12 protein-coding genes are annotated in these 12953 nt (G+C 67.8%); 3 read left to right on the top strand and 9 right to left on the bottom strand.

Annotation, left to right across the window (positions count from 1 at the left end; all coding sequences use genetic code 11):
• Window positions 1–31 precede the first annotated feature (31 nt).
• From ENSA7_RS30695 to ENSA7_RS30690, 3 genes are all read right to left on the bottom strand, one after another.
• Window positions 32–460, bottom strand: a complete 429-nt coding sequence (locus ENSA7_RS30695; protein WP_106092943.1) for a hypothetical protein — start codon at window positions 458–460, stop codon at window positions 32–34.
• A gap of 59 nt (window positions 461–519) precedes the next feature.
• Complete coding sequence (locus tag ENSA7_RS45890; RefSeq protein ID WP_280524049.1) at window positions 520–642, bottom strand: hypothetical protein; 123 nt, start codon at window positions 640–642, stop codon at window positions 520–522.
• 154 nt (window positions 643–796) lie between these two features.
• Window positions 797–2491 carry a DUF1287 domain-containing protein gene (locus ENSA7_RS30690; protein ID WP_106092942.1) on the bottom strand — a complete coding sequence of 565 codons (1695 nt, stop codon included), beginning with the start codon at window positions 2489–2491 and terminating at the stop codon, window positions 797–799.
• A 139-nt stretch (window positions 2492–2630) separates the two neighbouring features.
• Here ENSA7_RS30690 and ENSA7_RS30685 point away from each other — a divergent pair, with 139 nt between their 5' ends.
• Window positions 2631–3926, top strand: coding sequence for a DUF4215 domain-containing protein (locus ENSA7_RS30685; RefSeq protein WP_106092941.1), 1296 nt, complete (start codon window positions 2631–2633; stop codon window positions 3924–3926).
• 22 nt (window positions 3927–3948) lie between these two features.
• Here the strand turns inward: ENSA7_RS30685 and ENSA7_RS30680 are convergent, their stop codons facing one another.
• The 5 genes from ENSA7_RS30680 to ENSA7_RS30655 form a co-directional block, all read right to left on the bottom strand.
• A complete protein-coding gene (locus ENSA7_RS30680) occupies window positions 3949–5124 on the bottom strand; it encodes a vWA domain-containing protein (protein ID WP_146158318.1) in 1176 nt (391 codons plus the stop codon).
• A 466-nt stretch (window positions 5125–5590) separates the two neighbouring features.
• Window positions 5591–6409, bottom strand: coding sequence for an HvfC family peptide modification chaperone (locus ENSA7_RS30670; RefSeq protein WP_106092938.1), 819 nt, complete (start codon window positions 6407–6409; stop codon window positions 5591–5593).
• Window positions 6399–7295 (bottom strand): MbnB/TglH/ChrH family RiPP precursor modification enzyme, encoded by an 897-nt coding sequence (locus ENSA7_RS30665; protein WP_106092960.1) that lies wholly within the window; start codon window positions 7293–7295, stop codon window positions 6399–6401. Before ENSA7_RS30665 ends, ENSA7_RS30670 begins: the two co-directional genes overlap by 11 nt.
• A 100-nt stretch (window positions 7296–7395) precedes the next feature.
• On the bottom strand, window positions 7396–7677 hold the full coding sequence (locus ENSA7_RS30660; RefSeq protein ID WP_106092937.1) for a hypothetical protein: 282 nt from the start codon (window positions 7675–7677) through the stop codon (window positions 7396–7398).
• A 255-nt stretch (window positions 7678–7932) separates the two neighbouring features.
• On the bottom strand, window positions 7933–9501 hold the full coding sequence (locus ENSA7_RS30655) for a M61 metallopeptidase family protein (protein ID WP_146158317.1): 1569 nt from the start codon (window positions 9499–9501) through the stop codon (window positions 7933–7935).
• 60 nt (window positions 9502–9561) lie between these two features.
• Between ENSA7_RS30655 and ENSA7_RS30650 the strand changes: the two genes are divergently transcribed.
• Entirely contained in the window at window positions 9562–10935 is a 1374-nt protein-coding gene (locus ENSA7_RS30650) for a spinster family MFS transporter (protein WP_244923963.1), read from the top strand.
• Here the strand turns inward: ENSA7_RS30650 and ENSA7_RS45110 are convergent, their stop codons facing one another.
• Entirely contained in the window at window positions 10936–11436 is a 501-nt protein-coding gene (locus ENSA7_RS45110; protein WP_219908087.1) for a cupin domain-containing protein, read from the bottom strand.
• Between the two features lie 49 nt (window positions 11437–11485).
• On the opposite strand from ENSA7_RS45110, the gene ENSA7_RS30640 reads away from it, so the two are divergent.
• On the top strand, window positions 11486–12880 hold the full coding sequence (locus ENSA7_RS30640) for a trypsin-like serine protease (protein ID WP_181234272.1): 1395 nt from the start codon (window positions 11486–11488) through the stop codon (window positions 12878–12880).
• Window positions 12881–12953 lie beyond the last annotated feature (73 nt).

The following is a 12953-nucleotide window of genomic DNA, read 5'->3' as shown; positions in this document are numbered from 1 at the left end:
CGCGCTCGTTGGCGATCTCGCCGAGCTTGCACTAACGCGGCCAGAACACCCACACGACCGCAATGATCGGCGCCAGCCCGAGCGCGATCGCAACGATCCGGCCGCGAGTGGAGGACGGCGGTGGTTCGCCGCTTGCCAGCCGAGCGGCGGTGACGGACTCCGTCTCGAGCAACAGGCCTTCGATCCCGAGCGCACCGAGCAGCGCGATGAAGGCTCCCATGCCACTCACGCTGGCGGTAGCGAACGCGCCGTTTGGATCGACGCCGACGAAGATCAACGCGAGGCCCAGCGCCAGCGCTGCGACGACGCACACCCCTCCGACGCGCCTGGCCGGGGCATCGAGGAACTGCGTGGCCCACTCGATGTTGTTCGCCGCCCTCGCAAATTTCCACCACGTCACCATGCCGAGCACGAACACGAAGGCCGCGAGGACCAGTAGTGGGGCCAGGTCTTCGAGCACACGCGAGTCTACCTTCGTTTGGCGCGGCTCAGGAGTCGAGTTCGAGCGCGGCGAACTGGTCAGGGCTTGGGCCAGCCCATCGGGATGAACGACGTATTCGGCGAGCCGCCGCTATTGTGCAGGGTGACGTACAGGAGCCGGACCACGCCCTGACCCTCGATCAACTGCTTGGCGGGGGCCATCGGCGCCTTTACACAGCCGGTCGACCTCGGCGATGAGCTCGTCTAGGTCGTCGGCGTTCATGCGTAGCTCGTGCGCGGATCGGCCTGCGGCGCTCGCGAGACCATCGTACACGAACCACGTCGCGGCATGGTCGTGGATGCCGAGCCTCGCGGGTCATCGCGGAATTGCCCAGGCTCGTCGGAGAGGATCGATCGCTGAGGTCGGAAGGCTGACGAGCACGGCCCCAGGCTCGAGCCACGCGGCGAGCTGATCGAGCTGATCGCCGGCCATCGCCGTGCAACCGGTGACAGGGCTGTCGGGATCGCTCCACCGATGCAAGAAGATGCAGCTCCCCGCCGAGCTCACGCGCGCCGAATTGTGCTCGACCGTGATCGCCAGCTCGTAGTAGCGGCGCATCGGCTCGGCGCTGGTCCAGTCGCTCGAGATCGTCGCGCCGTCGACGATGCGGTTGTAGTGGGCGGACGCGGGATCGTCGACGCAGCGCAGGGTCGGCGACTCGCTGGTGTATTGCAGCTTGGTCGCGCTCGCCTCCGACCGGCCCCACGCGGATCCAATGGTGAACACCCCGGCTGGCGATCGCCCGTCACCCTCGCGCTTGCTTGGCCCGCGTGACCCCGGTGGCGCCCCATCACCGTGGAGCCCGCGACCCCAGGCCATGCCCGCGTGGCCGAGCACGATCGGGAACGCGTCGCCGACCGCCCGCCATGGACCGCCGACGGTGTCTCGCTGGTAGCGCTGGGCGTGCCCGTGGAAGCTGTCCCAGTCGTCGCCGCGAACCATGAGCAGCTGCCGCACCTCGGCCGCGATCGGGCCGGCGTGCTCGGGGCTCGGCGGGACCCGAAATCGATCGGTGACCTCGACGTGGCCGAGCAATTCCATGAACGAGGTCTGGTAGCCATCTGTCCAGTTGTTGGCGACCAGCAGCTGACCGTCGGTGGCCCGCCGATCTCCGACGACCCCGATATGGTCTGGCCCTTTGCGGCTGGCGATCGTCTCCATGAAGATCACATCGCCAGGTCGCGGCGGCTGGGTGGCGTCGAGGGCTGTCCAGTGGGCGCGAAACCACGGCAGCAGCGTGCGGACCCGACGGTGATCGATGTCGTCGTTGGCTCGCTCGACCATCGGGTAGCGGTGGGGGGCGCGGGCGATGTCTTCGTGGAGCTCCGCCTGCAGATCGATGCCCGCGTTGCGCAGCGCTCGCACGATCACGTCCGTGCACGCGCCGAGCTCGCGGGGGACGTCGCCGTTGGGGTAGGGGAGGGTCACGTAGCTCTGGTCGTAGCTCGCCCCGTTGAGCGTGGTCTTGATCGCGCCGATGTCGATGTCGAGCGGATCGGGGATCCCATCGCCATCGATGTCGCCCGGTGGTGGGCTCGCGCCCTGCGCAAGGTCACGCAATTGCTCGGATGCGCGCAGCAGCGGGGCCAATTCGAGATGATCGCCGCGACGCAGTCGCACGCGCTGGTCGCCTGCGCTGAGCACCTCGCCGCCGGTCTCGAGCAGCGGATAGACCTTGGTCGGCCAGCCGTCGACATAGAGCACGAGGATCGCGTGGGCGCGGTCGATCACACCGAGCGCGGACTCGGATGGCTCGAGCCCGGCGGGTATCTCAATCTGAACCTGGGCGTCGAGATCTCCGAACACACCAAGATCGACGACCCCGAGGGCCGACTCTGCGGTCGCAGCCTCGCGCGTGGCGATCGGGGGTGAAGTCGGAGGCTCGGGGCTCGGGGCCACTTGGGACGCCGAGGTCGGCTGCTCGTGGTGCGGCTGCTCGTTGGCCCGACAGCCCGAGCCGAGCAACGAGCAGCTCAGCCACAGCGCGCAGGTTGTCGGACGCGTCCACATGTCGATAGCCTACGATACCCCACCAGTGACGAGCCGACGCGACGCCCGCGCTCCGCTGTAAATTCCCAACGAGTAGACAATCACGGCTATCGTGAGAGACCTGCGATGTCCGCTACAGTCTCCGCTACCAGGACCTGACATGAATCGACTGCATCTCGATAGCACTCTGATCTCCCTCGCGGCCCTCGGGCTCGTGCTGATGCCGCTGGCCTGCACCGACGTCGACAGCGACGATGGCTCATCAAAGTTCACCGGTGTGACCTTCACGGCCGGCAGCGGCGACGGTGACGGTGATCCGGACGTCGACACCGAGACCGGATCCGACACCGACGAGCCCCCGGCCAACTGTGGCGACAGCGTCGTCGACCCGGGCGAGGAGTGCGATCTCGGCGAGGCCAACAGCGAGGGTGGCCAGTGCACGCCCCTGTGCACGATCGCCGCGTGTGGCGACAGCTTCGTGTTCGAGGGCTACGAGGAGTGCGACGACGGCAACGCCAGCAACACCGACGACTGCACGAACGCGTGCGAGACGGCGGTCTGTGGTGACGGCTTCGTGCAAGACGGCGTGGAGATCTGCGACGACGGCAACGACAACGAGGCCGACGAGTGCACCAGCGACTGCACGAACAGCACCTGCGGCGACGGTGTGGTCCAGACCGGAGAGCAGTGCGACGACGCCAACGACAACGACGCCGACGACTGCCCCGGGTCGTGCCAGTTCGCGTTTTGCGGCGACGGCTACCTGCGCGCGGGCGTCGAGCAGTGCGACGACGGCAACATGGAGAGCAACGACGCGTGCATCGCGGGGACCTGCGTGGACGCGTTCTGCGGTGATGGCTACCTCTATGAAGGCGTGGAAGAGTGCGACGACGCCAACATGGACGACACCGACGTGTGCCCGACCAGCTGCATCCCGGCCTACTGCGGCGACGGGTTCGCGTTTGCGGGTATGGAGGAGTGCGACGACGCCAACATGATCGACGACGACTTCTGCATGAACGACTGCTCGTCGAACGGCTGGTATGACGGCTTCGAGTCCAACGACCTGCTGACCTTGCCGTGGACGACCAACGGCAACGGCAACTGGGCGACCAGCGGCAGTCAGCCGCACGAGGGCGCCTACGTGGCCGCGAGCGGGACCATCTCGCACAGCCAGAGCACCAACTTACAGGTCAGCCTCAACGCCCCGCAGGCGGGCGAGGTCAGCTTCTGGTATCGCGTGAGCAGCGAGAGCAACTACGACTATCTGCGCTTCTATATCGATAACATCCAGCAGGGCAACGGCTGGTCGGGCATCGTCGGGTGGACCAAGGCCGTGTATCCGATCGGCGCTGGCGACCACACGTTCCGGTGGACCTACAGCAAGGACGGCTCGGTCAATTCCAACGAAGACAAGGTCTACATCGACGAGGTCTACGTCGGGCCACCTCCGTGACCCTGTCGAGTGTTGGGGCGCTCTAAGGCTGCGGCGGGCAGGGAAACTCGGCCTCGAGCTCGCCGACATCGACCAGCGCCTCGCACGAGGCATGACATAGCTCGATGCTATCCAGCGAACCGTCCGGGTCGGTGAACACCCACCCGTCACCCTCGGCGCAGCTGTCGAGTCGCGGGATCGTCTGCCCGTCGATCACGATCGTCAATTCATCGACGCTGGCTGCGGCCATGTCGAGCTGCACGGTGCAGCTGACAGCGGCCGCGATCTCATCGAGCGCGGCCAGCAGCGTGTTTGCGTCGGTTGCGTCGTAGAATCCGACCTCACCACCGAGGGCGACGCCACCAACCTGCGCGACCTCATCGAGCTTCATTCGCGGGTTGGTGGCCGGCGACACGCTCTCGGCCTCGATGTCGATGCCAATCACGTATGTGGGGATGTGGGCTCGCTCCCAGGCGTCGGCGACCACAAGCGGCAGGTTCTCGTCGTAGGCGTCGAACCTGGCGTCACCTTGTTTGCTCGGGTCGCAATTGGCGGCGCCGTCGGTCACCAGGATCATCGCCGCCGGGTCGTCGGGGCCCAGGGACTCGAGGTGGGCGAGCGCCGTTGCCACCCCCGCGGCGGCTGGCGTGGCGCCATAGAGGTCCATGTCGTCGGCGTCGGGGATCGCCGCCAGGATCGAGCTGGCGTTGCCGAGCGCCGGGGCGACCTCGGGGACGCTCGACACCATGCAGGCTTTTTCATAGCTCGAGGTCGCGTCAATCGAAGGAAACAGCGTGAGCCCGAGCCGCATGCCGTCTTGATATTGATTCGTGATCGCCGCGACGGTCGAATGCAGGCTGTGCCAGCGCGTGACCTTTTGAGTGTCATCGTCGTCGTCGTCGTCCCATTTGTTGTTGACCATGCTGCGAGACTTGTCGAGCACGAGGATCACGTTGGGCGGCACATTTGACGCGATCGCGGTGGTCGACTCACAGCTTTGAGACTCGCCGTCGCCGTCGCCGTCGGCGTCGGCGTCGGCGTCGGCGTCGCCGTCGCCGTCGGCGCTCGGATCCGGGGCGGCGGTCTCGCCGGACTCTTCGATCGCGATGCCATCTTCGTCGATCGGGCTGGCATTCGGTTCCTCGATACACGCGGTGATCAGCGTGGCTCCAGCGAGGGCAAACAATGAGGTGGTCAGACGACGTGATGAATCGGGCATAGGGGCAAAGTCCTCTCGAACTCCGACCATGGAAAAGCAAGGTCTAGGCCATGTCGGATGCGCATCATTGGACCCCAGTTCTCGTTCGCAATGGTGGGGTGTCTCCAGTCCGTCACGCGTCACGGGTCGCGCGATTGGCAATTAGCGTCGCCACCCAACTGGCGAATGAAAACTGGACCAACCAAGTGGCCTCAGCGCCGGCACATCGAGCGGATCGTCGCTGGATGACCGAACAGCGGGGGCCAGCTCTACGCCTGGCACCAGGTGACGCTGGGTGACACACGCGGCTCCGAGCCCGAAGACGAATTTTTCGCGATTTTCATGACCGGTTCACTCCCGGTTGGCACTACCTGACTGGTCGCAGGCGTGCTTCCGTCAGCGGCCACAGGTGTTCGTCACCACGTTCGACACACAGAAGAGACGGCTTTCGCGGCCGTCTCTTCGCCTTTTGCGCACTCGAGACGGCTCAGGCCAGGCCGCCGAGCAGCACATGGCGGTCGATCAGATCGGCGAGCGTCACGGCCGTGACGCCCAAGATCTCGTCGTCGAGGGTCTCGCCCGTGGCCTCGCAGGCCCCAAACAGCGCCTCGCGCAGGGTCTTTCCGGCGATCAGCAGCTCGAGCATGTGCGCCGAGCGTGGCTTGATGTCCACGAAGCGCGGCTGGTCGTCGGCGTGACGGTAGGCGATCACGGCCTGGCCCTCGGGCGTGGGCTCCGGCTCGGCGTCGGGGCCGAGCTTGGTCGGCAGCCGATGGACGGCCCAGCGATAGCGAACGAGCTCGACGGTGGCGTTGCACGCGATCGGTCGCTCGAGCTCGATGCCCACCTCGGTCTGGGGGCCGACCTCGCGCGGATCGTTGCGGATCGTGCGGATCGAGACCTGATGAGCGGCGAGCTCACCGAGCCACGGCGGGAGCGATGGATCTGCGTCCCAGCCCGGCCGCGCCCAGCTCAGGAACTGCGCGGGGATATCGCGCAGGTACACCGTCTGCGGCCCGGGATCGGCGATCCAGGCGTCGAGGTCGGCGCGCAAGCGATCGTCGCCGAGCCGGCCAGCGGCCCCGCCAAGGAACCCGCGAACGGTCTTGAACAGCCGGCCGTGGACCATGTGGTGGTACGCGAGCAAGCGCTGGCTGCCGCAGGCCAACATGCCCGCGCGCGCCGCTTCATCGAGCCCGAGCGCGGTGAGCTCCGCGTGTGGGTCAGCGACGACGCGATCGTGGCGCGCGCGGTCCCGGACGACCTGGCCGAGCGCGGATCGGATCTGATCGGGCTCAACCGACACTGGCCACCCCCGGCTCGTGGCCCGCGCCGCCGCGGCGGATCAGCGCTTGGTCATAGGTGGACTGCAGCGCGGTGACCTCGTCGAGCAGCTCGGCGAGCGGCGGGATCTTCTTGTCGCGCTCGAGCAACACGGGCACCGGACCGGTGCGCTCGACCACCCACGCCAGCAGCTCATGCACGGTGGGCTCGGCGGTCGCGCCGTGATCGTCCAGGAACATGTCGAAGCGGTCCCAGTGGGTGTGCCCCGCGACATGCAGCTGGATCACGCGCTCGAGCGGATAGCCGGCGACCATCTCGCGCACGTCAAAACCAAAGTTCTTGGAGTTGACGTAGACGTTGTTGACGTCGAGCAGCAGGCCGCAGTCCGCCTGCTCGCAGACCATGGTCATGAACGCGGCTTCGCTCATCTGCGGTCGGCCCATGGGCAGGTAGTAGGAGATGTTCTCGATCGCGAGCGGGCGCTCGAGGCGATCCTGAGCCTCGCGGATCCGGCCAGCGACGCGGGTGGCGGTGACCTCGTCGAGCGGCAGCGGCAGCAGATCGTGGAGGACGGCGCCCTGTTCGGTCGAGAAGCACAGGTGATCGCTGTGCCAGCTGCTGCCATGACGAGCCAAGAACCCGCGCAGATCTTTAAAATAGACGTCGCTGAACGGCTCGATTGAGCCGAGCGACATCATGAGCCCGTGGGTGATCAGTCGGTGCCGGGCCGCGATGTCCTCGAACATTCGGACCACGCGCCCGCCGCGGTTCATGTAGTTCTCGGGGCTGACCTCGAAGAACGCCACGCGGTCGTTGGCGAGCCCCTGTTGGACATCAGCCATGAATTCGGCGCGCAGCCCCAAGCCGACGCCGGTCGGCGTGCTGGGATCGAGGAGTCGTTCACGCATGTTGGTCATTGGGTCCAGAAATTGAGAAAGCGCCCGGGCCGGAACACGACCACGGGCGCAAGTCAGCGGTCGGTGACCGCGGGTGTCAAATCCAGTTGACTCAGGCAGCGCCGCTGCAAGAGGCTTCGTCCGACTCGCCGCTGCAGGAGGCTTCTGCGTCGGCGTCGGCGTCGGCATCGGCGGCGTCTTCGCTGCTGCACGAGGCCTCGGCGTCGTCGCCCTTGCAGGAAGCTTCGCCTTCGCCCTCGGCGGGGCCAGCCGAATCACCGGCGTTGACCTCGTCAGGGTTGGTGGTCTCGCCTTCCTTCTTGCAGCCAGTAAGGGTGAGGGTGCCTGCGCTAAGGATGGCCAGGGTGGCCACGATGTCCTTGAGGTTTGCCATTACGTTTGTCCTGATCCTTCGTCGATGTGCCCGGGGGGTGAGTTGCACTCGAACGGAGTTCGTCGGTGGGGGACCCCGGGTCGCTGAGATTGGGCGGATGCATATCATGGCGGCGCCCGTGCGTCACTGAACAATTGAATAGAAAATGTGCAAAAGCTCGCCTACCCACGCCAAGGATTTCGCGCTTGCACGAGAACACACGAATTTACTGCGCAGTTGGGGTTCTGCGCCATCTATGCGGGTTCGCACATCCGTTCACGGTGGCGGGTTTTTGGAAGCGAACAGGCCCGATCGCAGACGCGCGTTGTCAATTGGGTTGGCCAGCAAACGTATCTCGCTCGGGTGGATCTCGACGGCCAAGCGATCGAGCTGCTCGACATGCGCTGGCGTGGACCTTGCTTGGAGGTGCCGACTGATGATCTGTGAGGGGTAGATCTCTCGATCGAGCTCACCCGCCGCCCGCCAGCGCGCCACCTCGGCGTCCATCATCTCGATCAGCTCCTCGGCCTGCCAGCGCCGATGGGCGAGGGCGAGCCGCTGAAGCATCACGCACAGATCATCCAGCGAGCGCCGACCGCCCGAGGCCTCGCGGAGGCTGACGTCGAGGTCGAAGGCGATCGCGGCACCACCCCAGTACACCCGGCCGTAGCTGCCGCTGTTGCGCATGTTGTCGCTCGCGTGGGCGAGCGTGCGGACGCCCCCGCCGCGGCGAAATCCTTTGGCCAGCGCCGCGAGAGCCCGACGGATCTGCTCGTCGTGTCCGCGGTCTCGGTCCTGCTCGTCGTCGTGGCCGAGCAACCCTTGGCGCGCGCGCAGGATCTCCGTGTAGTAGGTGACGAAGCCCTCCGACATCCAGGGATCGGCGACCAGCGGCATGCCCAGGTGCAGGAGCTCGTGAGTGGCGACCCACTCGCCGGGGAGCTCGTCGTCGGTCGCGTCGTTGTTCAGGATCAACATGGCGCTGCCTCCACCCCCGCGGCGGGCCATGCCGAACAGCACCGGAGCGTCGCCCCAGCCGGAGGTCGGGATCACGACGACCGACACGCGCTCGCGCGGAAACCGGCCGTGCAGCTCCACCGAGCTCAGCGCCGCGGCGCGCAGCCAGGCTTCGATCCCGGCGTCGGTGGCCGCGCGTGGGCCGTCGAGCACGGCGACCTCGAACTCGCACTGCGCGACGGTGAACTCGATCGGCCGATAGTGGCCGAAGGCGATCCAGGCATTCCAGCCGAACGCGGTGTGATCGAGGCGCCGCCAGTCGTCGCGCTCGCCGTCTTCCTTTATGACGGGCCACGGGACGGTGGCGGCGACGCCCTCGGGCAGCACCAAGCGCGCGCGCGCGTCGATGTCCGCTGGGACCACCGCCGGGTACCAGAGCCAGCGATCGGGCGCGACCATGATCGAGTCACCCAGGCGCGACGAGTCGCGTCCGCTGGCGCGAACCGCTGCGTCGAGGTCAATCTCGAGGTCGAGGCAGCCGTGCTCGCCGAGCGTCTCGACCACCAAATGTTTACCGTCCCGCGCGAGCGTGGGGCCGCCGCGGACCCGCGCCGAGGCCACGAACGCCATCGCGTCGTCCGAGCTGCGCAGGCGGGTCGGCCGCGGGCCTTCAATGCACAGACCCACGTGCATCTGCTCGAGCGCCTCGTCGACGCGAATCTCGTAGGACCAGCGGGCTGCTGGCCCGGACGCCTCGGTGTCGCGGTCTTCGACGCTCGGCGTCACGCTGGTCGGCGTGGGTGCGCAGGCGCAGGCGATCAGGCCGGCGAGCACGAGCAACCGTGAAGTCGCGAGGCAAATGGTCGAGATCAGGGGCGAGGTCCACATCCGCTCGTATCCCCGGAGTTTAGCAGCCGTGGCGCATAGATGATGTGGGAGCATGCGCGCGTGAGCGGGACGACCCCCAAGCAGCTGACGCGCGAGCACGCGCTGGCGGTGTTGATCGTGTTGAGCGCGATCAACTTCGTCAACTACATCGATCGCTACGTGCTCGCGGCGGTGCTCGAGAGCGTGCGCTTGGACTTCGGGCTTGGCGACGCCGACGCGGGTCTGCTGGGGTTGATGTTCATGGTCGTGTACATGGTCGCCTCGCCGTTCACGGGCTGGCTGGGCGATCGAAGCACGCGCAAGTATCTGGTCGCGGGCGGCGTCGCGCTGTGGAGCCTGGCCACGGTCGGGAGCGGCTACGCCGACTCGTACGCGGAGCTCATGGTCATGCGGGCGCTGGTCGGGATCGGCGAGGCTGGCTACGCGACCGTGGCACCGGCGATGATCGCGGATCTGTTCGCGCCCCAAAAGCGCGGTCGAATGCTGGCCTACTTCTATCTGGCGATCCCGATGGGCTCCGCGCTGGGCTACGTGCTCGGCGGCTCGGTCGCCGGCAACTGGCAGACGCTCGTCGGCCCCGAGCTGCTCGACTGGCTGGGCCTGGCCGAGGCCGCGGATCCAGGCTGGCGTCTCGCGTTCTTGCTCGCTGGCGCGCCGGGGCTGTTGTTTGCGATCGCGGCCATGGCGTTGCCCGAGCCGATCCGCGGCGGCATGGACGGCGACGCCGGCAAGGGTGAAGCCGGGCTCGACAGTCCGCTGCTGGCGATCAAGCGGCTGTTTCGCAGCCCCGGGTGGCGGGCGACGACCGGCGGCATGATCCTGATGACCTTCACGCTGGGCGGGCTCGCGTTTTGGATGCCCACCTTCTTTCAGCGAGCCCACGGCATGGACGCCGGGGAGGCGGGGACCGTGTTTGGTGGGGTCACCGTCGTGGCCGGGCTGATCGCCACGCTGGTCGGCGGCTGGCTCGGCGATCGGGCGTTCGCGCAGGGCCAGGGCGGGTACCTGCGGGTCAGCGGCTGGGGGTTGCTGCTCGGCGCGCCAGTGGTGCTGGGCATGGGCCTGATCGGCGTGCGCACGCCCGTGTTGGTGCTGACCTTCGTCGCCGAGTTCTTCTTGTTCCTCAACACCGGACCGCTCAACGCGGCGCTGGTCGGGTGCGTGCCCGCGAACCTGCGCGCGAGCTCGATCGCCGTCAACGTCCTGATGATCCACGCGCTCGGGGACGCGGTCTCGCCGTACTTGATCGGGGCGGTGTCCGAGGGGATCGGGCCCGGGATCGCGGGTGGCGTGTTCGGGGCCACGGCCGAGATCGCGGGGCTGCGCCTGGCGTTGATGGCGACCGCCGTGCCGCTGGCGCTCGGTGGCCTGTGGCTGCTGCGCGGGGCGGCGGCGCTCGATCGCAACCCGCGTGGGCTCGCCGCGTGCGACTGACTACTCTGCCGGTGTCCACGCCTGATACTTCGCGACCGGCTCGGGCCCCGCGAACACCTGCAGCGCGACCATCTCCTGGTCGCCGTTTTGATAGCTGACCTCGGCGTTGGCCGGCATGTAGATCGTGGTGCCAGGCGCGATCGCGTGGGTCTCCCCGTCGATCGTCATGGTCCCCGTGCCCTCGAGCACGTGGATGTACTCCTCGGTGGGATCTCGGTGGACCGGCACCGCGGCGCCAGCGTCCATGCGCAGGCGACCGAGGTACGCGTTTTGGCCGAGCGCGAGGTGAGCGACCGTCGCCTTGCCGTTCGGGGCCGTGAACGAGGGCGCGAGCGCGAGCGCGACCACGGTGGCTTTGGCGGCGCTCGGCTGGGCCGGATCCTTGGGGTCGGCATCCGCATCGGGGGCATCGGTGGCCGCGGAGCTCTGAAGCGCCACGCTCGTGCAGGCACCAAGCAAGAATGTCAGGACCAGGGCCGCCGGGGACGAGGGAGAACGCATGGCGCAGCTTAGCGGCAAGCCCCGATGTCTGTCGCGGTATGGTGCCCCGGTGAGGCTCCGCCGCGCGACTCGGTGCTTGGGGTTGGCCGTCCCGCTGGTCTGGGGGCTGGCGAGCTCGGCGTCGGCGAGCCCGCCCGTCGATGCACCCGTACCCCCGCCGCTGATCGCAGGTGGCGAGCAAGTCCCCACCTGCGGGTGGCCGACCGCGGTCGCCGTCGGCGGTGGCGGACAGTGCACGGGCACGCTGATCCATCCGCAGGTGGTCGTCTACGCCGCCCACTGCGGCGCGGGCAACAAGACGATCCGATTCGGCGAAGATGCGTTCGCGGGCGGCCGCGAGGTCGAGGTCGAGTCGTGCCGCGTGTACCCGGACTACGCGGGCGATCTAGACCAGGGTCACGACGTGGCGTACTGCCGGCTGCAAGCGCCGGTCACCGATCTGGCCGTGACCCCGCCGCTGTTCGGGTGCGAGACGCAGCTGCTTACGGTCGGGACCGAGGTCGCGCTCGCGGGGTTCGGCCAGACCCTCGACAGCGACGGCAGCTCGGGGATCAAGCACTGGGGCGCGACCAGCCTGGTCGCCGTCACGCCCAGCAAGAACACGACCTTGGTCGGCAACCCCTCGGTCGCGGGCACGCCGTCGATCTGCTCGGGCGACTCGGGCGGCCCCGCGTTCTTGCGCCTCGCCGACGGTGGCTGGCGGACCTTTGGGATCGCGTCGACGGTGGTCGGGCCGTGTGGCGGCTACGGAACCCACGCCAGCCTCCACGGGGCGATCGGCTGGATCGAGCGAGACAGCGGGATCGACGTGACGCCGTGTCACGCGGCCGACGGCAGCTGGGCGCCCGGCCCCGCGTGCACCGCTGCGAACACACAAGCGCCCGGCCTCGGCAGCGGCACGTGGGACGACTGGTGCAGCGGCACCCCGGGCAGCGCAGCCTCGAGCTCGTGTGGGCCAGCGTGGGATCAGTTCGACGCCAAGCTGCCGCCGCGGGTCGAGATCCTCGCGCCGAGCTCGGGCGAGACCTTCTTGGAGGGCGCGCTCGTCGACGTCCAGGTCGCTGCGGTCAAGCACGAGGACGGGTTCGCGGTCGCGCGTGTCGAGCTCGAGATCGACGGGACGCCGAGCGCGATGGACGACAATGATCCCTGGTCGTTCGCCGGACTGAGCTTGCCGCCCGGGCCCCACACGCTGGTGGCGATCGCCGAGGACTGGGCCGGCAACCGGGTCGAGTCGGCGCCGGTTCTAATTGGCTTGGGCGATCTCGAGCTGCCCGAAGGGACTGGTGAGAGCGGGAGCGACGACGCCGGGGCCAGCGACGACGGCTCGCCCTGCAGCTGCGCGACTTCTACGCCTCGACCTGTGCCGTTTGCGCTGATGCTGATGCTAGGGATCTGCGCTGCCCTCACGCTCCGCCGACGACCGCCCGAGACTGCTCGCTGAAAAGCCTGTGAGCTTCAAGGCCCTCTTTCACCGATGAATTCATGAGTTTTGAGGTTGAGCCCCAAATACCTCA

The organism is Enhygromyxa salina (assembly GCF_002994635.1).
Classification (GTDB): domain Bacteria; phylum Myxococcota_A; class Polyangia; order Nannocystales; family Nannocystaceae; genus Plesiocystis; species Plesiocystis salina_B.
This window is presented reverse-complemented; position numbering and strand designations above follow the sequence as displayed.

Coding starts and splice junctions, on each gene's coding strand:
- ENSA7_RS30680 (WP_146158318.1), bottom strand. CDS start 5,124: ATGCCCGATTCATCACGTCGTCTGACCACCTCATTGTTTGCCCTCGCT.
- ENSA7_RS30690 (WP_106092942.1), bottom strand. CDS start 2,491: ATGTGGACGCGTCCGACAACCTGCGCGCTGTGGCTGAGCTGCTCGTTG.
- ENSA7_RS30685 (WP_106092941.1), top strand. CDS start 2,631: ATGAATCGACTGCATCTCGATAGCACTCTGATCTCCCTCGCGGCCCTC.
- ENSA7_RS30655 (WP_146158317.1), bottom strand. CDS start 9,501: ATGTGGACCTCGCCCCTGATCTCGACCATTTGCCTCGCGACTTCACGG.
- ENSA7_RS30665 (WP_106092960.1), bottom strand. CDS start 7,295: ATGCGTGAACGACTCCTCGATCCCAGCACGCCGACCGGCGTCGGCTTG.
- ENSA7_RS30660 (WP_106092937.1), bottom strand. CDS start 7,677: ATGGCAAACCTCAAGGACATCGTGGCCACCCTGGCCATCCTTAGCGCA.
- ENSA7_RS45110 (WP_219908087.1), bottom strand. CDS start 11,436: ATGCGTTCTCCCTCGTCCCCGGCGGCCCTGGTCCTGACATTCTTGCTT.
- ENSA7_RS45890 (WP_280524049.1), bottom strand. CDS start 642: ATGGCCCCCGCCAAGCAGTTGATCGAGGGTCAGGGCGTGGTCCGGCTC.